General features: G+C 61.9%; 29 protein-coding genes. 10 read left to right on the plus strand and 19 right to left on the minus strand.

The genetic code is table 11. The features are described 5' to 3' along the window. The first annotated feature begins 39 nt into the window (after positions 1 to 39). Both ACZ9EJ_RS01975 and ACZ9EJ_RS01980 read left to right on the plus strand, forming a co-directional pair. Positions 40 to 735, plus strand: a complete 696-nt coding sequence (locus ACZ9EJ_RS01975; RefSeq protein WP_046639519.1) for a GNAT family N-acetyltransferase — start codon at positions 40 to 42, stop codon at positions 733 to 735. Then, positions 732 to 938: a hypothetical protein gene (locus ACZ9EJ_RS01980; protein ID WP_046639520.1), complete on the plus strand. Its 207-nt coding sequence runs from the start codon at positions 732 to 734 to the stop codon at positions 936 to 938. The genes ACZ9EJ_RS01975 and ACZ9EJ_RS01980 overlap by 4 nt, the downstream gene beginning before the upstream one ends. Before the next feature lie 39 nt (positions 939 to 977). Here the strand turns inward: ACZ9EJ_RS01980 and ACZ9EJ_RS01985 are convergent, their stop codons facing one another. From ACZ9EJ_RS01985 to ACZ9EJ_RS02010, 6 genes are all read right to left on the minus strand, one after another. After that, positions 978 to 2,033, minus strand: a complete 1,056-nt coding sequence (locus ACZ9EJ_RS01985) for a nickel/cobalt transporter (protein WP_046639521.1) — start codon at positions 2,031 to 2,033, stop codon at positions 978 to 980. Continuing rightward, on the minus strand, positions 2,027 to 2,671 hold the full coding sequence (locus ACZ9EJ_RS01990; RefSeq protein WP_046639522.1) for a DUF1007 family protein: 645 nt from the start codon (positions 2,669 to 2,671) through the stop codon (positions 2,027 to 2,029). The genes ACZ9EJ_RS01985 and ACZ9EJ_RS01990 overlap by 7 nt, the downstream gene beginning before the upstream one ends. A 92-nt stretch (positions 2,672 to 2,763) precedes the next feature. After that, positions 2,764 to 3,939 (minus strand): glycosyltransferase, encoded by a 1,176-nt coding sequence (locus ACZ9EJ_RS01995; protein ID WP_046639523.1) that lies wholly within the window; start codon positions 3,937 to 3,939, stop codon positions 2,764 to 2,766. A gap of 146 nt (positions 3,940 to 4,085) precedes the next feature. Continuing rightward, on the minus strand, positions 4,086 to 4,979 hold the full coding sequence (locus ACZ9EJ_RS02000; protein ID WP_037077328.1) for a LysR family transcriptional regulator: 894 nt from the start codon (positions 4,977 to 4,979) through the stop codon (positions 4,086 to 4,088). 23 nt (positions 4,980 to 5,002) lie between these two features. After that, the gene (locus ACZ9EJ_RS02005) at positions 5,003 to 5,332 is read right to left on the minus strand and encodes a type II toxin-antitoxin system PemK/MazF family toxin (RefSeq protein ID WP_046639524.1); all 330 of its coding nucleotides are present in this window, start codon (positions 5,330 to 5,332) and stop codon (positions 5,003 to 5,005) included. Then, positions 5,329 to 5,547: an antitoxin MazE-like protein gene (locus ACZ9EJ_RS02010; protein WP_046639525.1), complete on the minus strand. Its 219-nt coding sequence runs from the start codon at positions 5,545 to 5,547 to the stop codon at positions 5,329 to 5,331. The genes ACZ9EJ_RS02005 and ACZ9EJ_RS02010 overlap by 4 nt, the downstream gene beginning before the upstream one ends. A gap of 569 nt (positions 5,548 to 6,116) precedes the next feature. Between ACZ9EJ_RS02010 and odc2 the strand changes: the two genes are divergently transcribed. The 3 genes from odc2 to ACZ9EJ_RS02025 all read left to right on the plus strand — a co-directional run bounded on the left by odc2 (position 6,117) and on the right by ACZ9EJ_RS02025 (position 8,887). Next, positions 6,117 to 7,250, plus strand: a complete 1,134-nt coding sequence (odc2, locus tag ACZ9EJ_RS02015) for an ornithine/lysine decarboxylase (RefSeq protein WP_046629095.1) — start codon at positions 6,117 to 6,119, stop codon at positions 7,248 to 7,250. Between the two features lie 120 nt (positions 7,251 to 7,370). Next, entirely contained in the window at positions 7,371 to 7,940 is a 570-nt protein-coding gene (locus tag ACZ9EJ_RS02020) for a GNAT family N-acetyltransferase (RefSeq protein WP_046639526.1), read from the plus strand. Between the two features lie 257 nt (positions 7,941 to 8,197). Beyond that, positions 8,198 to 8,887 (plus strand): OmpW/AlkL family protein, encoded by a 690-nt coding sequence (locus ACZ9EJ_RS02025; protein WP_251091057.1) that lies wholly within the window; start codon positions 8,198 to 8,200, stop codon positions 8,885 to 8,887. Between the two features lie 63 nt (positions 8,888 to 8,950). On the opposite strand, the gene ACZ9EJ_RS02030 is transcribed toward ACZ9EJ_RS02025, so the two are convergent. Together ACZ9EJ_RS02030 and ACZ9EJ_RS02035 are read right to left on the minus strand one after the other, a co-directional pair. After that, on the minus strand, positions 8,951 to 9,169 hold the full coding sequence (locus ACZ9EJ_RS02030; RefSeq protein WP_046639527.1) for a tautomerase family protein: 219 nt from the start codon (positions 9,167 to 9,169) through the stop codon (positions 8,951 to 8,953). 39 nt (positions 9,170 to 9,208) lie between these two features. Further along, positions 9,209 to 9,949 carry an SDR family oxidoreductase gene (locus ACZ9EJ_RS02035; RefSeq protein WP_046639528.1) on the minus strand — a complete coding sequence of 247 codons (741 nt, stop codon included), beginning with the start codon at positions 9,947 to 9,949 and terminating at the stop codon, positions 9,209 to 9,211. A gap of 100 nt (positions 9,950 to 10,049) precedes the next feature. Here ACZ9EJ_RS02035 and ACZ9EJ_RS02040 point away from each other — a divergent pair, with 100 nt between their 5' ends. Continuing rightward, the gene (locus ACZ9EJ_RS02040) at positions 10,050 to 10,943 is read left to right on the plus strand and encodes a LysR family transcriptional regulator (RefSeq protein WP_046639598.1); all 894 of its coding nucleotides are present in this window, start codon (positions 10,050 to 10,052) and stop codon (positions 10,941 to 10,943) included. Between the two features lie 35 nt (positions 10,944 to 10,978). Here ACZ9EJ_RS02040 and ACZ9EJ_RS02045 read toward each other — a convergent pair whose 3' ends face one another. Together ACZ9EJ_RS02045 and ACZ9EJ_RS02050 are read right to left on the minus strand one after the other, a co-directional pair. Continuing rightward, a complete protein-coding gene (locus ACZ9EJ_RS02045) occupies positions 10,979 to 11,218 on the minus strand; it encodes a hypothetical protein (RefSeq protein WP_046629099.1) in 240 nt (79 codons plus the stop codon). Then, complete coding sequence (locus ACZ9EJ_RS02050; RefSeq protein ID WP_046629101.1) at positions 11,218 to 11,484, minus strand: hypothetical protein; 267 nt, start codon at positions 11,482 to 11,484, stop codon at positions 11,218 to 11,220. Before ACZ9EJ_RS02050 ends, ACZ9EJ_RS02045 begins: the two co-directional genes overlap by 1 nt. 296 nt (positions 11,485 to 11,780) lie before the next feature. Between ACZ9EJ_RS02050 and ACZ9EJ_RS02055 the strand changes: the two genes are divergently transcribed. Next, positions 11,781 to 12,812: a serine hydrolase domain-containing protein gene (locus tag ACZ9EJ_RS02055; RefSeq protein ID WP_046639529.1), complete on the plus strand. Its 1,032-nt coding sequence runs from the start codon at positions 11,781 to 11,783 to the stop codon at positions 12,810 to 12,812. 89 nt (positions 12,813 to 12,901) lie between these two features. After that, positions 12,902 to 14,059 carry a GGDEF domain-containing protein gene (locus ACZ9EJ_RS02060; protein ID WP_046639530.1) on the plus strand — a complete coding sequence of 386 codons (1,158 nt, stop codon included), beginning with the start codon at positions 12,902 to 12,904 and terminating at the stop codon, positions 14,057 to 14,059. Positions 14,060 to 14,457: 398 nt separating this feature from the next. Here the strand turns inward: ACZ9EJ_RS02060 and ACZ9EJ_RS02065 are convergent, their stop codons facing one another. The 7 genes from ACZ9EJ_RS02065 to ACZ9EJ_RS02095 form a co-directional block, all read right to left on the minus strand. After that, positions 14,458 to 15,444 carry a WD40 repeat domain-containing protein gene (locus tag ACZ9EJ_RS02065; RefSeq protein ID WP_046629106.1) on the minus strand — a complete coding sequence of 329 codons (987 nt, stop codon included), beginning with the start codon at positions 15,442 to 15,444 and terminating at the stop codon, positions 14,458 to 14,460. Next, positions 15,444 to 16,574, minus strand: coding sequence for a CobW family GTP-binding protein (locus ACZ9EJ_RS02070; RefSeq protein WP_046639599.1), 1,131 nt, complete (start codon positions 16,572 to 16,574; stop codon positions 15,444 to 15,446). Before ACZ9EJ_RS02070 ends, ACZ9EJ_RS02065 begins: the two co-directional genes overlap by 1 nt. A gap of 153 nt (positions 16,575 to 16,727) precedes the next feature. Next, on the minus strand, positions 16,728 to 17,126 hold the full coding sequence (locus ACZ9EJ_RS02075; protein WP_046639531.1) for a type II toxin-antitoxin system VapC family toxin: 399 nt from the start codon (positions 17,124 to 17,126) through the stop codon (positions 16,728 to 16,730). Further along, positions 17,123 to 17,380 (minus strand): type II toxin-antitoxin system Phd/YefM family antitoxin, encoded by a 258-nt coding sequence (locus tag ACZ9EJ_RS02080; RefSeq protein ID WP_046639532.1) that lies wholly within the window; start codon positions 17,378 to 17,380, stop codon positions 17,123 to 17,125. The genes ACZ9EJ_RS02075 and ACZ9EJ_RS02080 overlap by 4 nt, the downstream gene beginning before the upstream one ends. A gap of 85 nt (positions 17,381 to 17,465) precedes the next feature. Next, entirely contained in the window at positions 17,466 to 17,870 is a 405-nt protein-coding gene (locus tag ACZ9EJ_RS02085) for a type II toxin-antitoxin system VapC family toxin (RefSeq protein WP_046639533.1), read from the minus strand. After that, positions 17,870 to 18,139 carry a type II toxin-antitoxin system VapB family antitoxin gene (locus ACZ9EJ_RS02090; protein ID WP_052764547.1) on the minus strand — a complete coding sequence of 90 codons (270 nt, stop codon included), beginning with the start codon at positions 18,137 to 18,139 and terminating at the stop codon, positions 17,870 to 17,872. The genes ACZ9EJ_RS02085 and ACZ9EJ_RS02090 overlap by 1 nt, the downstream gene beginning before the upstream one ends. Before the next feature lie 37 nt (positions 18,140 to 18,176). Then, positions 18,177 to 18,968, minus strand: a complete 792-nt coding sequence (locus tag ACZ9EJ_RS02095; protein WP_046639534.1) for a creatininase family protein — start codon at positions 18,966 to 18,968, stop codon at positions 18,177 to 18,179. Positions 18,969 to 19,051: 83 nt separating this feature from the next. Here ACZ9EJ_RS02095 and ACZ9EJ_RS02100 point away from each other — a divergent pair, with 83 nt between their 5' ends. Together ACZ9EJ_RS02100 and ACZ9EJ_RS02105 are read left to right on the plus strand one after the other, a co-directional pair. After that, the gene (locus tag ACZ9EJ_RS02100; protein WP_046629117.1) at positions 19,052 to 19,552 is read left to right on the plus strand and encodes a MarR family winged helix-turn-helix transcriptional regulator; all 501 of its coding nucleotides are present in this window, start codon (positions 19,052 to 19,054) and stop codon (positions 19,550 to 19,552) included. A gap of 109 nt (positions 19,553 to 19,661) precedes the next feature. Further along, the gene (locus ACZ9EJ_RS02105) at positions 19,662 to 20,684 is read left to right on the plus strand and encodes a LacI family DNA-binding transcriptional regulator (RefSeq protein WP_046629119.1); all 1,023 of its coding nucleotides are present in this window, start codon (positions 19,662 to 19,664) and stop codon (positions 20,682 to 20,684) included. 66 nt (positions 20,685 to 20,750) lie between these two features. Here the strand turns inward: ACZ9EJ_RS02105 and ACZ9EJ_RS02110 are convergent, their stop codons facing one another. Both ACZ9EJ_RS02110 and ACZ9EJ_RS02115 read right to left on the minus strand, forming a co-directional pair. Beyond that, positions 20,751 to 21,350: a GNAT family N-acetyltransferase gene (locus ACZ9EJ_RS02110; RefSeq protein ID WP_046639535.1), complete on the minus strand. Its 600-nt coding sequence runs from the start codon at positions 21,348 to 21,350 to the stop codon at positions 20,751 to 20,753. A gap of 216 nt (positions 21,351 to 21,566) precedes the next feature. Continuing rightward, positions 21,567 to 22,340 carry a gamma-glutamyl-gamma-aminobutyrate hydrolase family protein gene (locus ACZ9EJ_RS02115; RefSeq protein ID WP_046629121.1) on the minus strand — a complete coding sequence of 258 codons (774 nt, stop codon included), beginning with the start codon at positions 22,338 to 22,340 and terminating at the stop codon, positions 21,567 to 21,569. Between the last annotated feature and the right edge of the window lie 98 nt (positions 22,341 to 22,438).

Raw genomic sequence — 22,438 nt, forward strand, 5'->3', positions numbered from 1 at the left:
TCGCTGGCCTAAGCCTCAGCCACGATGGAAGAGGCTGATATGCGCGATCTGAAGAACTACAAAGTTGCCGCCCCGGCTCCGGTCACCCTCAAAGGCCGGTTCGTGACGCTCGAACCTTATGACAGGGACACCCACCTCCAGGCGCTGTGGGACGGGCTCGGCGGCGCTAAGGGCATCAATCCGCTTCTCAAATATTTCCCCAACGACGATTTTGCCGATGTCGGCGCCTTCGGCGACTGGCTGGAAAACGCCCGCGTCCATTCGAATTTCGTGACGCTCGTGTCGCGTGACAACGCCACCGGCAAGGTGGTCGGCATGGCGAGCTACATGCGGCCGGACCCGAAGAACGGCGTCATCGAGGTCGGCTCCGTCGCGCACGGCGCTGACATGAAGCGCTCGCCGTTGTCGACCGAAGTCCATTACCTGATGGCCAGGCACGTGTTCGAAGGGCTCGATTACCGCCGCTACGAATGGAAATGCCACAACGAGAACGAGCCGAGCAAGGCATCCGCCCGCCGCTACGGCTTCACCTTCGAAGGCGTGTTCCGCCAGCATGTCATCTCCAAGGGCGCCAATCGCGACACCGCCTGGTTTTCGATGATCGATGCGGAATGGCCGCTCCTGAAGGCAGCTTTCGAAGCCTGGCTGTCGCCCGACAATTTCGAGGCGGACGGCACGCAGAAGCGGCGGCTCGAAGATATCCGCGCCGAGCTTGCCAAGGGAGCGGCAGCATGACGCCCGAGGCAAAATCGCAGGCGATCGCCGCGGCGGCGATCCTCGCCGGCATCGGCCTGGTGATCTATTTCCTGCCGACGATCGTCATGTGGATCGCCCAGTTTTCGCCGGTGCTGGCCGTGGTCGTCGGCTCGATGCTGCTGCTCGGTTTCTTCGCGATCTTCTGGCTGCGGGCGCGATACCAGCGCAATCGCGGCCGCTGACGGGTCCGCACCGCGATCCGGGCCGGAGAGGTGGCGGCGTCAGGTCTGCAGCGCGGCGCCGAGCAGCGACAGCCCGACCAGCAGCACGAACAAGGCGCCGCCGATCTCGATCGCATGGGTGATCCGCCGTCCCGCGCGCGAGCCTGGGCCGGCAAAGCGGACGGCGAGGTCCTTGGCGGTAACGGCAAGCGTGGCGAGGATGGTGACGGTGATCGCCGTGCCGATCGACATGGCGATCACCGAGAGCACGCCGCCGAGATAGAGGCTGTTCAAAAGCGCGAAACTCATCACTAGGATGGCGCCGGAGCAGGGGCGCAGGCCGACCGCAATGATCGCCGACCAGGCCTCGTGCAGGCTGAAATCCCTGGATTTCAGCAGGGCGGGGTCGGGCATGTGGCTGACGCCGCAGGTTTCGCAATAGTCGCCGGTGCCCCGGTAGTCGTGGTCATCGATCTCGACGGCCTGGAAATTGAGCCCGGTGGAGCCGCGCCCGTCACCGGCGGGGGCTGCCATGGGCATGCTGACGACGCGCATCCGAAGCGCCCGGATCTTCTTCACCAGCAGCCAGGCGCCGAACAGGGCGACCATGGCGAAGCTGGCGATCTCCATCGCCTGGGTCACCGCCGTCATGGTGATGCCCGAGCCGCGCAGCACCAGATAGGCCGCACCGACCAGCAGCACTGCCACCACCCCCTGCAGCAGCGCGGAGATGAACGAGATGACGACGCCGCGCCGGAGTTCGACCTCGTTGGCGATCATGTAGGAGGAGATCACCGCCTTGCCGTGGCCGGGTCCGGCGGCATGGAAGACGCCATAGGCGAACGAGAGCCCGATCAGGCCGGAGAGCGCCCAGGGATCCTCGCGCATCGCCTTCAGCGAGCCGGTCAGCGCCCGGTAGAAGGATTGCTGGTAAAAATTGATCCAGGCGAAAAACGGGCCGAGCGGCCCGCCGATGGAAAAGGACGGTTCGGCCGAACCGACGCCGAGCGGTGATTGCGCATGCACTGGACCCGTCATCAGGATGCTTGCCGCCGCAACAACGAGGAGGGCAGGGATCATGGCCGAAGGGGAAAGGGCACGGCGGATCGTCAGCATGTCAGTTCCAGTCGGGTGGCGAAGAGTTTCGACATGTCGGTGCCCGTCGGATCGTTGAAGAAGGCGTCCGTCAGCGACTTGCTGTTCTGCGAGATCACCTCGTCGGGATCGGGCCGCACCACCTTGTGCTGGCAATGCGAAAATCCGCTGCCCTTGACGCTCAGGTCGCCATCGGTCGGGAAGTCGATCGAGGTGTACATGGAGGGGTCGTAGACTCCGAAGGTCAGCTGGCCCTTCAGCGGCACCGGCTTTTCGGGCTTGACCGCAAACAGGACAAGGAGCTGGCTGCCATCGAGCGAGACATGGATCACGTCCGGCTTCTGCACCCCGACGACTGCGCCGTTGACCGTGATCGTCGTGAAATAGTGGTAGTCGCCCAGCGACTTGCGCATCACCTCGCCGAGCGCCGCGAGTTCCTTGGCGTCGAGCTTCAGGTCGGTATTCTTGTCGAAATCGAGCAGCACGCTCGAGGAGAAGACCTCGTCGAATCGCCAGACGTTGTGCAGCTCCGCGACATTGCCGTCGGTGCCCGCCACGACCTCAAGCCGCGCTTCGGCGAAGATGTGTGGATGGGCGAGTGCGGGGAGGGGGATGCAGGCTGCCACCAGCGCCGCAATGGTCAAGACTCGGTATCGCATTCGGCCTGTGGCTCCCCGGTTCGTCCGCCTCTGCAGTGCAGCGCAAATGAGACGGAATTTCGACTCGAACCGGGCCCATGTCCAGTCCCGGTCTAGTGCCGGGTGAGATTTTCCAGATGCTCCATGCGTTTGCGGAACTGGCTCTCGAAATCACAGCCCCGGGCGAACTGAAGCGCATTCTCGGCGCAATCCAGGATGGACGAGCGGTCCTTGTCGAGGGCGGCCAACCGATCGGCCACCGCCCTGATATCGCCGAGCGGGGCGATCCAGCCGGCTTTCGATTCGGCCATCAGCGCCGACCACATCATGTTGTCGTAACCGACGATCGGAACGCCGCAGCCCATCGTCTCGATATAGGTGCAGGAGGGGTCGGACTGCCTGTGGCAGCTGAGGAAGATATCCGCACCCGTTCGCGTCAGCGGCACGAGCTCCCGCTCGAAATCGACCGGATCCTTGAGGAAGACGCAGTCCTGAAGCCAGTGTTTTTGGATGTCAGCGGCGATCTCACCGGAAAGGCTTCCTTCGCCGTAGATCGTCAGCGTGAAATCGACGCCCTGCTCGTTGAGCAGCCTGGCGATCGGAATAAGATCCTGCGACCCTTTCATCGGTTCGAGTCGTCCGGAATGGATGAGCCGCAACGGCTCGCCACTGAGAAGATACCGTTTTCGCGCGTTCATTTCTTCCGGTGTCGCGAACATCGCCGGTTTCATGCGGTTGTCGAGATAGAGAAGTTGGCTGCCGCCCATGTTGCGATAGGCCGCATGGGCCGGATAACCGTTCGCCTGGATGCCGCGGGCGGCGCGGAACGCGCGCTTGCGCTTGTATTCCTGCATCACCGTCCAGGCCATGCCGTAGATTTTCCGCGGCAGGCTGCGCGTGTCGTCGAGCGAGATGATCTGCAGCCGGGTCTGGTGGGTGTATTCTATCGAATAGACCACGGCACTCCGGGCTTTCCGGATCACCTCGGGGGCTAAGAGGTCGAGGTGGGAATCTCCCGACAGCAGCGCGAGGTCGAAATCGGCGAGATGATCCACCGATACCCGTTCCTCCGGCTCCAGGATGCGCACCCGGAAATCGAGTTCGCTGATGTCGTAACGACCGCCGAAGGGTATGTCGGTCGCACCGCGCCGGATGAAGCAGGTGACCGGTCCCGACCAGTGCTGCACATGCAGGGCCATGCCGGAAACGAATTTCTTGTCGAGCACCAGCTTGCCGCCCGCGGCCTCGATCACCGGCGCCGACACGAACATCGCCAGGCTTTTCTGCATGGATATCGATCCTCCGCGACGCCGAAACTTTAACCGCCCAGCGCACTATGCTGATCGAAGCCAAGCTCAAGCAAGCCGGCCAATAGGTCGACCTGCCGCGGAGGCGTTACCTCATTCGCCGTAGGAGCGCCGTGCGCCCGCATCGGTCAATGCTGACGGCGGAACCAGGTGGAGAGGAAGTCGACGAAGCTTCTGACCTTGGCCGGCAGGTAGCGGCGATGCGGATAGACCGCGTAGATGCCGCGGTCCTTGGCGATATAGTCGTCGAACAGCGTTACCAGTTCGCCCGACTGGATCGAGGCGTTGGCGATGAAATCCGGGATGATCGCGACGCCGAGGCCCGCGCGGGCGGCGCGCAACGTCGCCTGCGGGCTGTTGATCTCGACCGGGCCGCTGACGGCGACCGAGATGGTCGAGCCGTCCTTGTCGGTGAAGCGCACATTGTTGTGCCAGCGGGAATTGGTGTCGATGATGAAGGGGACGCGGTTGAGGTCCTGGGGGTGTTCGAGCGGGCCGTATTTGGCGACGAAATCGGCGGTCGCAACGGTGTAGACCCGGAAGTCGGAGAGCTTTCGGGCGATCAGCCCGGAATCCTCGAGCTTGGTGATTCGGATCGCGAGGTCGAAATTTTCCTCGATCAGGTCGACGAACCGGTCCTCGGCGACGATTTCCAGCGATACTTCCGTATGGCTCTTGGCGAAATCGATCAGCGACTGGCCGACCTCGGCATCGACGAAGGTTCGGGGCACGGAAACGCGCAGGCGCCCCTTCAGATCGGCATTGTTCTCGCGCACCAGGTCGGCGAGATTGTCGATCTCCTTCAGGATGTCGGCGGCGGTCCTGTAATAGGTATGGCCGGCTTCGGTCATCGAGAACTGGCGGGTGGTGCGGTTGAGCAGCAAAGCGCCCAGATCGTCCTCCAGTTCGCGGACGTATTTGGAAAGCAGCGCCTTGGACCGGCCGGTCCGTCTGGCGGCGGCAGAAAAGCCTTCTGCTTCAACCACATCGATGAAGGCCCGCATGCGGGTGAGAGTATCCATATTTGCTCCAGATAATTACTCGTTCACCCCGGAAGGCCGAGCGCGAAGGCAATCGCTGTATTCAACCGTTGAAGATCGTCGTCGTTCAAGCGGCCAATCACCGGGCCGATGCGGTGTCGCGCAACGGTCAGCGGCTTATCGGCCATAACCTGGGAAAACGCTCGCAAACCGTTTGTCGGACTAGGCTCCACCGTTACCCGATAGTCCGCCACTTCATTTATCGTTGTCGTGAATTGGCAAAAGCATATGGAAGCATGCTCGTCGACAAGTTGATCTGCTAAAATAACAACCGCCGGCCTAGGTTTGCCGTAGTCTCCCGGAACGGCCACGGTAACAATATCGCCGCGCTTCATTCCTGCTTCAACAAGCCTTCGGCGTCATAGTCGGAAACCCCTTCGATGAATGCGATCACGTCGGCCTCATCTTCCGCGTTCATCGCCCGATGCGCAGCCTTTATCCGCGCTTGAACTTCCGGATGCCGGGCGTCGGGTACGAGCAAGCGCACTTCCCGCAACGGCACGCCGGTGAGCGGATCTCTTAAAATCTTTTGCTTTCTTGCCGTCGGCATTGTCCCGCTCCAGGTTATTTCCTGAATGTAGTACGTCGGGTTTCGTTCTGCAAATTCGGCTCACATCGCGAGCATTGACCAATCCCACCATTGTGCAATGCGAATTTTCGATGATGGGCAAAAAAACTCTTGATTATGACCACGAATATTCTTATCTCCCGGTCAGCCCAAAGTCGCACGTGCCCGTGGGTGTCCGCCGACCCTCTATTTGGTGAGGTCATCGGTAAGGTACCTGGAACTAACCCCTCCAGTCGCTATTCCGGCCATCCGGGAAATGCGAGGACATCTGAAGCAACGACGGTGCGGGCCTTTTTGTTCTCTCCCTGCTTTCCATCAGCGGGGGTTACTGAAGAGGCACACCATCATTGCCGGAAGTGCGGTAGGGACCTCCCTCCAATCCATGGCAGACAAAGCCGGATCATTGTTCGTGGCAGAACGTTGATCCACTTATCGCGCGTTTGAGCGTGTCAAGGAACCGGTGTCTCCACCGATCGGGTCCTGGCGCATTCTCATTCGTCCTTTGTCCTCCGGTTCACAGCCGGAGCTTTGAGATTTGAAGGGACTGACCGATGACCACTGCTCGTATCCTTGACTTCATCAAGACGCAGCGTCCCGAAGGACCGTATCTTGTTGTCGATCTCGACGTCGTGCGCGACAATTTCACCGCCTTCCGTCATGCCCTGCCGGACAGCGCGATCTATTACGCGGTCAAGGCCAACCCGGAACCGGCAATCCTGAAGCTGCTCGCTTCGATGGGTTCCAACTTCGACTGCGCCTCGGTCGCCGAAATCCAGATGGCCCTCGATGCCGGCGCGTCCGCCGACCGCATCTCGTTCGGCAACACGATCAAGAAGGAACGCGACATCGCTCGCGCCTTCGCGCTCGGCGTCGGCCTCTATGCCGTCGACAGCCATGAGGAAGTCGAGAAGATTTCCCGCGCTGCCCCCGGCTCCAAGGTATTCTGCCGCGTGCTGACCGATGGCGAAGGCGCCGAATGGCCGCTGTCGCGCAAGTTCGGCTGCGTGCCGCAGATGGCCGTCGACGTGCTCGTCTACGCACACCAGATGGGCCTGGAGTCCTACGGCGTGTCCTTCCATGTCGGCTCGCAGATGACCAAGGTCGATGCCTGGGATGCGGCTCTTGCCGATGCCAAGCGCGTCTTCGGTTCGCTCGCAAAGCAGGGCATCGTTCTGCAGATGGTCAACATGGGCGGCGGTTTCCCGACCAAGTACCTGCGCGACGTGCCGAAGGCCGAAGAATACGGCAAGGCGATCTTCGCTTCGCTGCGCAAGCATTTCGGCAACAACCTGCCGAAGACGATCATCGAGCCGGGTCGCGGCATGGTCGGCAATGCGGGCGTCATCAAGGCTGAAGTCGTCCTCGTGTCGAAGAAGTCGGACAACGACAATCACCGATGGGTCTTCCTCGACATCGGCAAGTTCGGCGGTCTCGCCGAAACCATGGACGAGGCCATCCGTTACCCGATCCGCACCGAGCGGGATGGCGACGAGATGGAACCCTGCGTTCTCGCCGGCCCGACCTGCGACAGCGCCGACGTGATGTACGAGAAGAACATGTATCCGCTGCCCGTGACGCTCACGATCGGCGACGAGGTTCTGATCGAAGGCACCGGCGCCTATACGACGACCTATTCGGCCGTCGCCTTCAACGGTTTCGACCCCCTGAAGGCCTACGTCATCTAAGGGGTGGCTTGCCGCTCCCTAAGGCGTATTACTTCCGCCGGCCCCGTAACCAGCCGGGGCGGCAAATTCACAATTCCTCTTCATCGCCGCTGATAACGGTATTGGGTACGGGAGGCCACGATGGCCGCTGTTCTTGATTCTGTGCGCGCATTCTTTGCGCCCAACTCCACTTTCACCATCGACGCCGAAACTCCGGCCGACGTGGTCGCCCGCGAGACCCTGCTCGACCGCGCCATGGGCCCGGATCGCCGCCGGAAGTCGTCGGAAAAGATCCGCCGCAACCGCGTGCCGGCCGAAGGGCTCGCCATCGTTGCACGCGACGGCGCCGGCCATGTGATCGGCACCGTGCGTCTTTGGAACGTAGAGGCCGGTATCTCGTCCGAAGGCCAGGCCATCGATGCGCTGCTGCTCGGCCCGCTGGCGGTCGACTCCGCTCACGAAGGCAAGGGCATCGGGGGGGCGCTGATGCGCGCCGCGATCACCGAGGCTCACAAGCGCGGCCACGGTGCGATCCTGCTGGTCGGCGATGCAGCCTATTATGAACGGTTCGGCTTCTTTGCCGACAAGACCCGGCATCTCGTCATGCCCGGCCCCTTCGAGCGTTCGCGTTTCCTGGCGCTCGAACTCAAGGCTGGCTGGCTGGAAGGTGCCGCTGGCATGATCGTCGCCAACGGGCGCAAGCTGGCCTGACAAGGTCGGGTTTCCGACCCAAGGCATTCAGCACTCAAGGCCTCGCGCCCCGACGATCTGCCCAAACCCCGTCTCCCCGATGGCGCGTCCCCGTTGGAGCGCCCTGAAGGGGAGGCGGGGTTTTTCCTGCGACAAATTCTCCCTTTCGGGCCGCAACCGCGCCTCCACCGGAAGCGGTTGATCCTGATCAATCCGACTCTCGGAGCCCGCTCCTAAGCCTCTCCCTGCAAGATCAAAACGCAAGCAGGAGAGCTTACATGAACACGAACGGGGTACGGCATCTGAGATGGATCGCGGGCGCGGGTACGGCTTTTTTCGCATTCGGGGCGGCAGCGGCGGATCTGACGTCGGCACCCGTCGCCCCGGTGGCACAGGAGATCGCAACCACCCGAAGCCCCTGGCAGATCCGCGTGCGCGGCTTGGGCGTCATCACTGAGGACCGCGGTTCGGTCGATGGCGTTGCGGGTTCGGACCTGTCCTATTCCGACTCGGTCATCCCCGAACTCGATATCAGCTACTTCTTCACCGACAATATCGCCGCCGAACTGGTCCTCGGCACGACCTATGCGAATATCAAGGAAGACGGTGCGGTCGGCGTGCCGGTCGGTCGCGCCTGGCTTCTGCCGCCGACGCTGACGCTGCAATACCACTTCACCGATTTCGGCGCCTTCAAGCCCTATGTCGGTGCGGGCGTCAATTATTCGCTGTTCTACAACCAGTCGGAAAAGCCGGGCTTCCACAATCTCGACGTGGAGAACAATGTCGGCGCGGCCCTGCAGGTCGGTTTCGATTACATGATCGACCAGCACTGGGGCGTGAACTTCGACGTGAAGAAGATTTTTCTCGAAACCAAATGGAAGGCCGACCACGACGTGCTCGGGCCGCTGAGCGGCAAGGCGAAAATCAATCCCTGGCTGATCGGGGCAGGCGTCACCTACCGCTTCTAAAAAAAATAAAAGGTCGGTGGGGGACGGGGCCGGCGCCAGACAGGTGGCGCCGGCCTTGTTTTTTCAGTCGCTGTCCTTGGCGCGATAGGCATCCGGCATAACGAAAATCTCGTCGGCGCGGCCGTATCCGCCGTCCTTGACCTCCTCGATCAGGACCATGGTGTGAGGCCGTGCGGCCTCGCTCATGTATCCGACCAGCATCTCGGTGATGCGATGGACGATCTCTTGTTTCTGGGCCTTGCTGAGTGCGGCTTCGGGCGTCTTGATGTTCACGAATGGCATTGGTTTGTCCTCAGGTTGATGTTTTGATGTTTTGGTGTTTCAGATCATGCCGCCATTGGCGCGCAGAACCTGGCCGTTGACCCAGCCGCCGTCCGGGCCGGCGAGGAAGGAGACGACGGTGGCGATGTCCTGCGGCTGGCCGAGGCGGCCAAGCGGGATGGCTCTCACGATATTCTGGACCAGTTCCTCAGACTTGCCGGTCATGAACAACTCGGTTTCGACAGGACCGGGAGCGACCGCGTTGACGGTGATCTTCCGCCGGCCGAGTTCTTTCGAGGCGACATGGGTCATCGCTTCGACGGCCGCCTTGGTGGCGGCATAACCGCCATAGGCCGGTCCGTAGGCGCCGACGACGCTCGACGAGAAGTTGATGATGCGGCCGCCGTCGCGCAGCCGCTTGCCTGCTTCGCGGATGCCGCGGAACGTGCCGGTCAGGTTGATGGCGATCTGGTTTTCGAAGGTCTCGTCATCCATCTCGGCGAGCGGCGCAAGCCGTATCACGCCGGCGTTGTTGACGAGGATGTCGACACCGCCGTAGCTCTGTTCGGCGGCATCGAACAGGGTTGCGACACCGGTCGGGCTGCCGACATCCGCCTGCACCGCGACCGCCTTGCCGCCGCCGGCTTCGATCTCTGCAACGACCTCGTCGGCGGCCTGCCGGCTGGTCGCATAGTTGACGACGACAGCGATGCCGTCCTCGGCGAGGCGGAGCGCAATCGCCCTGCCGATGCCCTTCGAAGCGCCGGTGACGATCGCGACGCGTTGTCCGTTGGTAGTCATTGGATCTCTCCTTGGTTGGTAGGCAGGAGATATTGCTGACACGGCTCAAGAACAATTGGCGGCGAATTGACATCAGAATTCGCCTGTGGTGAACAAGGTCATGGATCGCCTCGACCGCATGCAGCTCTTTGTCCGGATCGTCGAACGGCGCAGCTTTTCCGCTGCTGCCGCCGATCTCGGCCTTGCCCGTTCGACCGTCACCGAAGCGGTCAAGCAGCTCGAGGAGGGGATCGGCACGCGACTTCTCGAGCGGACGACGCGCTACGTCACCCCGACGCTCGACGGCCGGGCCTTTTACGAGCGTTGCCTCGCGATCCTCGCAGACGTGGACGAGGCGGAGAACATCTTTCGAGACGCGCAGCCGCGGGGCCTGCTGCGGGTCGATGCGCACGGGTTTCTGACCCGCACCTTCCTCTTGCCGCGCCTTCACGAATTCCTCGACCGCTATCCGCTCCTGGAACTGCAGATCGGCCAGGGCGACCGGCTGGTGGATCTCGTTCGCGAAGGCGTGGACTGCGTCATCCGGGCCGGCGAGATCGACGACAGCGGGCTGATCATGCGCAGGCTCGGGACCATCACCGAAATCACCAGCGCCAGCCGCACCTATGTCGAGAAATATGGGCTGCCGAAATCACCCGATGCGCTGGAAGGGCATCTCGCCATCGGCTTTCTCTCGTCGCGCACCGGCCAGATCATGCCGCTCGAATTCGCGGTCGGCAACGAGGTGCGCTACGTCACTCTTCCAAGCCGGCTGACGGTCAACAATTCCGATACGATGGTCGATCTGGCCCGCCGCGGTTTCGGGCTCATACAGGCTCCCCGTTATCGCCTGCAGCGAGATATCGACGAGGGCGTGCTCGTCGAAGTGCTTGCCGATTTCCCGCCGCCGCCGACACTGCTTTCGGCGCTCTATCCGCAAAACCGCCAGCTTTCGCCGCGGGTGCGCGTCTTCCTCGACTGGATCGTCAAGGTGTTCGCCGAAGCCGGGCTTTGAGATCCGGACATGCCCGGATTTTCTGTGGGGAGATCTTACGGCCGATAGATCGCCTGCAGCTTGGCAAGGTCGGCGATCTTCAGCTCCACGGGATCCATGTCGTCGCGCGAAGACTTGAACCACGCGGCCGCTTCCTGGATGTGCCGGCCATAGGGCTCCGGATACATGCTCAGCCCCGACACCCATTGGCGAACGATTTCGCGGTCCATGCGGCCCGACGCGTAGCGGTCGTGCATGGTCTTGGCGGATGTCGTGAGGTCTTCGACATTCTTCATCAATGCACCGCGGGATTGGGTTCGGGTTCTCCGAAGAAGGAACGGATTCCGTCGCGCTCGACGGTCGCCAGGAACTCGTCGAAGGCTTCGCGGTCGGTCGGAAACGGCTCTTCCCAGGTGGTGACGTCATCCTCTTCGGTAATGACTTCGAGCGTCCAGTCGCCCTGGGTGCCGGCCGGGCGGTAGATGTCGACCAGCACGGTGATGCCGTCTTCGGTGAATTCGCCGGCGAGTTCGGAGTGTTCAGTCTTGGGTGCCTTGGCCATGTCGTATCCGATCGTGTAAACGGCTGTCCCGGCGCTGCGGGTCCGGTCCAGGGAGGGAATCGGGTACGCAACGATTAAGACGGTCGGGATGGTCCAATACACTGCTTTCCGTTTCTGCTCCACCGTGGATGAACTTGGAGGCGGTTCTCATTCTCTTCAAAAATCAGAGGGCTTGTCGGGGCGAGGGGCTGCCGCACGACGGGAACGTCAAATACAGCTTTCACGCCCCATCATCTCTGCGTGAGTCCACCCTTTCCGCCATAGTCTCGACCGCCTGGCCGTCCTAGCTTGGCTGGATGATCACACGCCGCGCAACTCTTCTATCCCTGCCGTTCGCCCTGACCGCCGCCCGCAGCCTTGCCCAGGGCACGCCCCAGGCACCTGTGCCGCAGCCGCCGGTGACGCTCGATACCGTGCTTGGCGGTGCGGCGGAGCTGGAGCCCTTGAAGGTCGTGCTCGTCGCCCGCAATGGCGAAATGCTCGCCGAGCGGGCGTTCAACGGCTATTCGCTGGACGCCTCCACCAACATCAAGTCGGCCTCGAAATCGATCATCTCGGCTTTGACAGGCATCGCCATCGACCGCCGGCTGCTCGAAGGTCCCGACCAGAAGATCGCGCCGATCCTCAAGGCCGACCTGCCGGCCAATCCGGATCCGCGCATCCACACCATCACCATCGGCAACCTGCTCTCGATGCAGGCGGGGCTCGGGCGGCTGTCGGGGCCTAACTATGGCCGCTGGGTTGCGAGCCGCAACTGGGTCCAGTTCGCGCTCGCGCAGCCGTTCGACGACGACCCCGGCGGTTCGATGCTCTATTCTACCGCCTCGACGCATCTGCTTTCGGCGATCCTCACCAAGGTCGGCGGCAAATCGACCCTGGCCCTGGCGCGGGAATGGCTGGAGCCGGTTAACGGTTTCCGGATCGGCTCCTGGGAACGCGACCGCCAGGGCATCTATCTCGGCGGCAACCAGATGGCGATGACCGCCCGCTCGCTTCTGGCCTTCGGCGAACTCTACTGCAACGGCGGCAAGACGAAGGAGGGCCGCCAGCTCGTCTCGAAGGATTGGATCGACCAGTCCTGGACGCCGCGCACCAATTCGCGTTTTTCCGGCGACGGTTACGGATACGGCTGGTTCCTGCGCAATATCGGCGGCGAGGAGGTCAAGTTCGGCTGGGGTTATGGTGGGCAGATGCTCTATATCGTGCCGTCGCTCAACCTCACCGTGGTGATGACGTCTGACGAAAGCGGCCCCTCGGCCCGCAGCGGTTATCGCGATGACCTGCACAACCTGCTTGCCGAAATCATCGGAGCCATTCGCGTTGTTTGAAGCCAATTTGTATAAACTTGAATGACCGGGCACACCGAATGGTAACCGCCTGACGCTAGCATGCCCCGCGTCGCCATTGGGGGTGTTTCATGCTGGATCTGCGGACGATCTATATCGTCTCGGCTATGACCTGCTCGGTCCTGGGCATCGTCCAGATGATCGCCTACTCCAGCGGTCGCTTCGAGCGCTGGCTGTTCTGGTGGAGCGCCAGCGGCATCGTCATCGGAGCCGGCCTGTTCAGCGTCGGCCTGCGAAACGTGTTGCCGGATGTCGTCTCGATCCTGATCGGCAACAACCTGATCCTGGTCGGCTATCTGCTGCTGATCGTCTCCGTCCGGCTTTTCGGCGGCCGTCCGCCCCGCTGGGGATTGAGTTGGCTGATCCTCGCCGTTCTTTCGGCGCCGCTGATCCTCTTGTGGCGGGACGATGTGAATACCGCGTCGCGCATCGCCATCTTCTCGCTCGTCTGCGCCCTCGGCGATCTCCTGGTGATGCTGGAGGGTATTCGCCTCGCACGGCAGGAGAGGCTGCGGTCGGCATGGCTGGTCGCGGCGATCTACATGCCGACTGCCGCCATCTTTGCAGCGCGCGCCCTTCTGGCGGCGACGGGCTGGATCGGCGAAGGCGGCCTGTTTGCTCCCGGCAATGGCACCGATGCCTGGCTTGGGCTCTGGGCGGCGCCCTTCCTGGCGTTGCGAAGCATCGTCATCAATCTGATGGCGGCCGAACGGGCGGGAAACAAGCTCAGTTACCTGGCGGACCGCGACGCCCTGACCGGCGTACTCAACCGCGGCGGGCTGATGCGTTCCTATGCCCGTCTCGAGCCGGGACCGGTGGCCCTGATGCTCATCGATGTCGATCGTTTCAAGCAACTCAACGACACGCATGGTCATGCGGTCGGCGACGAAGTCTTGCGGCGGTTCGCCTCCTCGGCGTCCCCGCACCTGCTCAGCCACGACCTCTTCGCTCGGCAGGGCGGCGACGAGTTCGTGATCGTCCTCAAAGGATGCCCGGTCGAAAAGGCCGTCGAGACGGCCCAGAAGATCCGCGCGGCCTTTGCCGCTTCCCTCGCCGAAATGGCGGGCCTTGTCGTGCAGCCGACACTCAGCATCGGCGTGGCAACCGAGATATGCGGTCCTGGCGACCTCGAAACCCTGCTGCAGCGGGCCGACCTGGCGCTTTATGCCCGCAAGCGCAACGGCCGCGACGGCATCGATACGTTCGAGGAAGACCTCCAAGCGGCGTGAAGGCGGGGACGATTTCGCTGTGGCGAACAGAAATTCCCTTTTCGTTTGAAGCAATTTTCCGTCGAAAGAGGTCCGCGGCATCCCCGCCTGCGCTGGCGCGATTACATTGGTTGCGTCACAGGGCAGGGGCCGGGTCGCGAACCGGGTCGCATCCCACGGAGAGCATCCGGCGCCAGGTGATGGTCGCAAAGGCAGGGAGGCACCGTCAGGGCGCCGACCGCCGAAAGGTTCAAGGTTTCGGATCCAGACCCTCCGTTACCCGCCTTTCGGAAACACCGGAGCGACCGGGCAGGCAGCACTGCCTGACACCCATACCACTTCATACACGCTGCCTGCCCATCCCGCATGGACCAGGCCGCGGCGGAGATTTCCGCCGCGGTTATCCGTGCTGCGAGATGTCAGGCTGCAATGTCGATGACGCCGCAATCGCCGGCATCGGAAGCGAAGGCGACGAGCTTGCCGTTGGCGCTCCAGCTCAATCCGGTAATGCCGCCCTTGCCGGGCCGGCGCAGCAAGGCTTCCTTCGCGTCGGCAAGCCTGACGCCAAGGATCATGCCGTCGATGAAACCGATGGCGAGCACTTCCTCGGCCGGATGGAAGGCGACCGACGTGACCATGATATTGGCGCGGGTGCCGAGTTCCTGCGGCGCCTTGCCCATCGGGCCGTCTTTCGCCGAAAACGGCCAGACGATCGCAGCCGGCGCACCGGACGAAGCGAGCCATTTGCCCTTCGCCGACCAGGAGAGCGATTTTACCTTGGCCGGGTAGCCGGTCATCCGCATATGGCGGTTTTCGCCCGGCTTGCCGTCGAGCTTCCAGCCATGCAGGGCGTTTTCCTGCATGGTCGTCACGAGAAAGCGGCCATCCGGCGAGAAGGTGACGGCGTTGTGGGCGCCCTTCCATTCGAGATCGACCGGCGGGGCATTGGTGCCGACCCAGTGCAGCGACACGCCGTTGTAACGGGCGGCGGCGATCCTGAGACCCTTGCCGGCGAAGGCGAGGCCTTCGACGCTGCGCTCTTCGGGAAATTCCTTCAGCGTGCCGTCGTTCAGCTTCACGAAGCTCGACTTGCCATGCGCATAGGCGACCGCATTCTGCGGACCGCCGGCGACGACGCTGATCCATTTGCGCGGGGCTTCGGCGATCAGGGTCGCTTCGCCATTGCTGCCGATGCGCATCACCTTGCCATCCTCGCCGCCGGTCAGCAGCGTGGCGCTGAAGGGATCGCGGATGCAGGTCAGCAGGCCCTGATGGGCTTCGGTCACCTTCTCGCCGCCATCGAGGCGGTGGATGGTACCGGCTGCGGTGGCGAAGAACGGGACGTCGCCGAGGAAATGCGCGGCGACGACATGGCCTTCGAGATCAAGCGGTGCAACAGTCGGCATTAGGCTGCAACGGCCTCGCACGCCCGGAAGCTCTTTTCGATCTTGTCGACGTCGAGATCGCGGCCGATGAAGACGAGGCGCGACTCGCGCTTTTCGCCGTCCTTCCACGGACGCTGGTGGTCGCCCTCGACGATCATGTGGACGCCCTGCACGACATAACGTTCCTCATCGCCCTTGAAGGCGATGATGCCCTTCAGGCGCAGGATGCTCGGGCCGTCCGTCTGGGTGATCTTCTGGATCCAGGGGAAGAACCGTTCCGGGTTCATCTCGCCGCCGCGCAGCGAGATCGACTTCACCGTCACATCATGGATCGGCGACATTTCGCCGTGGTGATGATGGTGGTGATGATCATGGTCGTGATGATCGTGGTCGTGGTCATGCGCATGATGGTCATGATCGTGGTCATGATGATGGTGGTCATGCCCATGGTCATGGTCGCAATCGGGGCCGCAGACATGGTCGTCATGGCCGTGGTCCAGGAAGTGCGGATCGTTTTCGAGCGCGCGTTCCAGGTTGAAGGCGCCCTGGTCGAGCACGCGGGCGAGATCGACGCCGGAACGGGTGGTCTTGTAGACGCGGGCAGTCGGGTTGATGGCGCGCACCACGTCTTCGATGATCGCCAGTTCTTCCGGCGAAACGAGGTCGGTCTTGTTGATGACGACGACATCGGCAAAGGCGATCTGGTCTTCGGCTTCGCGGCTGTCCTTCAGGCGCAGCGGCAGGTGCTTGGCATCGACCAGTGCCACGACCGCGTCGAGCTCGGTCTTGGCGCGCACGTCGTCATCCATGAAGAAGGTCTGGGCGACCGGCACCGGATCGGCAAGGCCGGTGGTCTCGACGATGATGCCGTCGAAGCGACCCGGGCGGCGCATCAGGCCCTCGACGACGCGGATCAGGTCGCCGCGCACGGTGCAGCAGACGCAGCCATTGTTCATTTCGTAGATCTCTTCGTCCGACTCGACGATCAGGTCGTTGTCGATGCCGATCTCGCCGAACTCGTTGACGATGACCGCGTATTTCTTGCCGTGGCTTTCGGAGAGGATGCGGTTGAGGAGCGTCGTCTTGCCCGCGCCGAGATAACCGGTGAGCACGGTGACGGGAACGGGCTTCAGGGCGGCTGTGTCGGTCATTTTTTCGGCCATGGGGAAACCTCGAGAGACTTTGAAAGCGCCCGGCGGGCGCGGAAGCTTGGTTCGCCTCATATAAGGGCAAGCCGGGACGAGTTCAAAGGGTTTGTATGTTATAAGATCACATCGACCCACATGCCCGCGTGATCTTGCTGTTCAGGCTGACGGCGGCGCGATTGCGGACACTAGGTCCGTTCTGGCGAAGTCCTCTCCGATGTAGAGAAGCGGACAGTTGAATTCCTTGGCCGTCGCATAAGCGAAGCAATCGCCGAAGTTGAGTGAAGCCTTGTGAAAGCCCTTGCCGAACAGCGCGTAAGCGGCCGCGGCCCGTTCTGCTCTTACAGCATCCAGCTCGACGATGGTGATGGGAAGCCGGTCAATCAGGTTGGTAAGACCAGCCAGACATTTCTTTCCACGAGCTACAATCAGTGCTTCGGTGAGAGTGGCGGCGTTGAGGAGGACCTTGAACTCCCGCGTGAGCACCTCCTGGCATTCAAAGGCACCAATTTCGTTCCTGACGATGGCGACCAACGCTGACGTGTCGACCACAATCATGCCGGCAGGCCATCGTCACCATAGAGAAAGTCCTGGCTTCGCTCCGCGGGTACGTCGTTGTCATCAGAGGCAGGCGCCATTGCCCTGATCTCTTCGATCAGCGCTCTGCGTTGATCGCGCGTCAGTTCCGGCTCGATCGGCACAAGCCGCGCAATTTTATGGCCCCTGCGGGTGAAGATAACGTCCTCTCCCGCTTCTGCCCGATGCAGGAGCTCAGTCAAACTTGCCTTCGCCTCGCTTACGGAAATTTCCATGATGCTCTCCGATGGTCCAATTGGATGGTCCAACATAGTCGTATCATGTTGTGGCTTCAACTACGCCCCGGAGGCGGTTTGATCCTTACGGTCGCGTATCGGCGTCCGTCTGGCGTAGAAGCTGGTCGAGCGTGAGGAGAGGCTGCTCGGTCACCTTGGCATAGGCGTAATGAAAACAGTCAAAATTGCTGAGATATCGGCGTCCAATCCCGTGCTCCTCGGCGACGGCTACCGCATAACTCAGAAGCTGCCGAGGTGATCCCGCCTCGCGAATCTCGATGCCCCGTGCATCCAGCCATTCAACGACCGCGCCTTCCGCCTGGTGATAACGGCAATCCAGCTGATCTGGACGGGACAGGACGATGATCGCCTCCCAAGCGGCCAGCGGTGAAGTGAAAGGCGAATTTGCCTGTAGAAGCGCCGTTTCGTAGGCTTCCGCGGTCTCCTCGCCGGCCATCATCGCAACGATCGCGCAGGCATCGACGAACATCAGCCGTCATCCCCAATCTGGTGATCGAGATCGTGATAGGCGTCGGACGGCACGGGCTGCCTGTTCGCCTTGAAGGCAAGGCCGCGCTGCGCGAGGATTCTCTTCGCAGTCTCGCGGGGCGTTTCCTGGCGGATACGTTTGTCGATGGTTTCCTTCAATGCGGAAATCACGGCGTCGGTGATGGTCGTTCCGTCGATCCGGGCCAGTTCCCGGGCCAATGCATCGGCTTCTTCGTTCCGGATATTCAGCGTCATCCGCGCCTGCTCCATGTGTGTAGCTCAATATCGCACATTGTGTAGCTTGTTCCTACTTCAATGTTCCGACATCAAACCGCGCCACATCCTCCAGCAGTTCGATAATCCCATTCACGGCATGCGCGACCAGTATCTCGCCCCGTTCGGCGGTTGCCGTAGCCGCGTTGCCGGCGACGCCCTTGGGGTTGAGGTCGGACATCTTCCAGCCGAAGGCGTGCGGGCCGTAGGCGCGCAGATGTTTGAAATCGCGGGAAAAGTCCGATTGGCGGGACGGGAAGTTTTCGGTCTTCGCCATGTCGACACGGTCCGGATGGAGCGCCAGCATGACCGAGGTCTCGATGTCTCCGCCGTGAATGTCGACTGCCTTGTCCTCCGGTGCGATCCAGCCGGCGGGCTGGCCGAAGCGGGTCCAGCTTGTGGCGACGACCAGCATGCCGAACCGCACCCGCGCCTCGGTCGCGACGATGGTCATGAGCGGCGAATTGCCGCCATGCGCGTTGAGCAGCACCAGCTTGCGGACGCCCTTGGCGTGAAGATCGCCGGCAATGCCGAGCCAGCGGTAAACGGCTTCGTCGAAGGCAAGTGTCTTCGTACCGGCGACATCCATATGCTCTATCGAATAACCGACGGGCTCCGCGGGCAGGAACGTCACCGGCAGGCCGGTGGGCAGGGCGGGGATCAGGCGCGAAACGAGACCCTCGGCGATCAGCGTGTCGGTCTCGAAGGGCAGGTGCGGTCCGTGCTGCTCGTGGGCTCCGAGCGGCAGGACGGCGATCCAGTCTCGCCTTTCTGTGGACGCAAGTGTCGTATCATTGTCATGATAGCGTGGCGAAGGGTGCGACATCTGGCGGTGGTTTCCCGGTTTCGATATGGGTAGCGCGCCACAGATATAACGGCTACTTCTTTAGGGCAAAACGGGCGGAGCGAATGAGCAAGAAGAAGGGCGACAAAAAAGCCAAGTCCGGCAAGAAGAAGGAACTGGAAGGCCTTTCGGCCACCGACCTTGCGCCGGCAATCACCCAGGCCGCCCGCTCCATGCGCACAGCACTCAGCCGCAGCCTCGGCGAAAGCGGGCTTTACGCCGGCCAGGACGGCGTCATCCTGATCCTCGCGGAAGAGGACGGCATGACCCCCGGCCAGCTCGCCATACGGCTCGGCGTCAAGGCCCCGACCATGACCCGCACGATCGGCCGGATGGAGGCTCAGGGGTTTCTGGAACGCCGTGCCGACGGCACCGACGGGCGCCTCACCAAGGTGCATCTGACGGAAGCCGGATTGCGGACCGTCGAACAGATCGGCCGATCGGTCTCCGAGTGCGGTTCGATCGCCGCAAAAGGCCTTTCCGACAAGGAGATACGCACTCTCCTCAAGCTTCTCAAAACCATCGAACAAAATCTTCAGTCCGAGCCCTCGGACGACAGAGGCTGACTTGCCTCCAAATTTTCGCCGCCACAGGATTGTCGCACCGAATTAAATTGTTTATTTAAAGTTTAATTCGAGCATCGGATAGCGATGCCGGCCATTGCGGGTGGGGGAAATGGCACAAAAGATCAAGTTGTCGACGATTGGCGAGAGCCTTGGTCTTTCAACTGCGACGATATCGCTCGCGCTGCGTGACAGCCCGCTCGTGGCGGCCGATACCCGGGAAAAGATCAAGGAACAGGCGAGAGCGCTCGGCTATATCTACAATCGCCGCGCTGCCAGCCTCAGAACCTCCCGCTCCGGCATCATTGGCGTCGTGGTGCACGACATCATGAACCCGTTCTACGGGGAAATCCTCAAGGCGATCGAAAGCGAGCTCGACCGTAGCCGCCATACATTCATCCTGTCCAACCATTACGACTCGGTCGAAAAACAGCGCACCTTCATCGAAACGCTGCTGCAGCTCGGCGGGGACGGGGTGATCATGTCGCCGGCGATCGGCACGCCGATCGAGGATATGAGGCTTGCGGAGGAGAACGGCATGCCGGCCATCCTCGTTGCCCGCTCGATGGAAGGCGTCGAACTGCCGACCTATCGCGGCGACGACAGCTACGGCATTTCGCTTGCGACCAACCATCTGATCGGCCTCGGACATCGGGTCATCGCCATGATCGGCGGCACGGACCAGACCTCGACCGGCCGCGACCGCTACCAGGGTTATGTCAATGCGCTGCGCAAGGCGGGCATCGAGGTGGATCCGAACCTGCGTATCCCCGGTCCCCGTTCGAAACAGGGCGGGTTCGAGGCGGCGGTGCATTTCCTCTCCCTGTCGCAGAAGCCGACCGCTGCGGTCTGCTGGAACGATCTGGTGGCGATCGGCCTGATGAACGGCATCGCCCGCGCCGGGCTGATGCCCGGCCACGACATCTCCGTCACCGGTTACGACGATCTGGAAGAGGCCTCGATCGCGACGCCTGCGCTGACGACGGTGTGGAACGGCCAGACGGAAGTCGGCCGGCTTGCGGCGCGCGCCCTGCTCGACCGCCTCGCCGGCAGCCACGAGCCGGACGGCATCCACCTGATCAAGCCGGAAATGCGCATCCGCCAATCGACCGGCGTGCACCGGCCGCGGGCCTGAGCTTCAAGCCGCTGGGGCGAAAAGGCACTCTAAGCAGTAGTGATGCCTAACCAGAAGAGAGCTAGATTATGGTCTTGGCTTTTCCAATTGCCAACTCAAGTTGGCTTTGACGGCGGACCATTCAGACGCGATTATCGAATAAACTGCCGTATCGCGAATGGTGCCATTCGCCATCACCATATTGGAGCGAAGCACCCCATCAAGCTTGGCCCCAAGCCGCTCGATTGCTCGGCGACTTTGCATATTCATAAAATGCGTCCTGAATTCCACGCATATGCATTCCAGCTTCTCAAAGGCATGCTGCAACAAAAGCAATTTGCATTCTGTGTTGAGTGGTGACCTTTGCACAGACTGACGATACCACGTAGACCCGATTTCAAGCCTTCTGTTTGCGGCATCGATGTTCATATAGGTGGTCATTCCAACGGCTTTACCGTTCGCCCTTTCGATGATGGCAAATGGGAGCATCGAGCCGATAGCGCGGAGCCCAAGCCGTCGTTCAATTTCAGCCCCGATATTTTCTGGCTCCGGTATTTTTGTGTACCAGAGGCGATGCAACTCTCCGTCGCCGGCGGCTTCAACCAGGTCATCATGATGCTCCATCGTAAGCGGCACGACGGATGCGAAATTGCCTTCTGCCGTAAACAAATCTGGCCAAACTGACATTCAAAACACTCCAAATTCGCTTCAATGGTTATGAAAATGAAATAGACGCGCGGCAATCACCATCGACTGGAACGCTGTCCACCTCGGCCACGCGGTCGCCGAGCGGCGAGTTGGGCGGACATAATGCTCACCGGCGAATATCTCTGCCCAACGGCGCGAGCGGTGATGCTTATAGTGTCGGTTTACCCCCTACTCGAGCCGGGCCTATTGTAAGCGTCAAGCAGCGACATTCGTCAGCGCCTTGCGGGCCGCGTAGGCACGCACCGCTTCGCCGAATGCGTGGAACAGCGCCCGGGACGGCGCATCGGTTTCCGCCCAGTATTCCGGGTGCCATTGCACGCCGACGGCGAAGTTCTTGGCGTCGATGACCGATACAGCCTCGATCGTGCCGTCTTCGGCCGTCGCTTCGACCTTCAGGCGCGGGGCGGTTTCGGCGATCGCCTGGCGATGCAGCGAGTTCACCTGGACCTCGCCTGTCAGGCCCAGATAATTTGCGATGCAGGAGCCTTCCTGAACGAAGACCGGTTGCCGGATCGCATACATGCCGTCGCGCTCCTTCACATCGGGTTTGCGGTGGTCCCATATGCCCGGCTGTTCCTGGATTTCGCTCGCAAGCGTGCCGCCCAAGGCCACGTTCAGTTCCTGGATGCCGCGGCAGATGGCGAGCAGCGGAATGCCGCGATCGATTGCCCGGCGGATGAGGGGTAGGGAAGTCGCATCGCGGGCCGGGTCGAAAGGGCCGTCGCCGTCGCTCGCTTGCTTGCCATAGAGCGAGGGGTGGACATTGGTCGCCGAACCGGAAACCAGCACGCCATCGACCCGGTCGAGGATTGTGTCGGTCTCGTTGCCTTCTTCGAAAGCCGGAATGATGAAGGTCATCACATCCGCCACTTTCAATGCCGCCTGGACATACTGGTTCGGCGAGGCATGCCAGATCGCTCCATCCAGTTGGCGGATATCGGCAGGCAGGGCGACGATCGGTTTCGGCATCAGGCTCTCCAACGAGGCTCGCTTTCGCGTCTCTCTTCGTTGTGCCGCGCCACCGCGCTTCAAGTCAAGATCGAGCTCCGCTTCGGGGGAGGCGCTGC

Source organism: Neorhizobium sp. USDA 3394 (genome assembly GCF_056280385.1).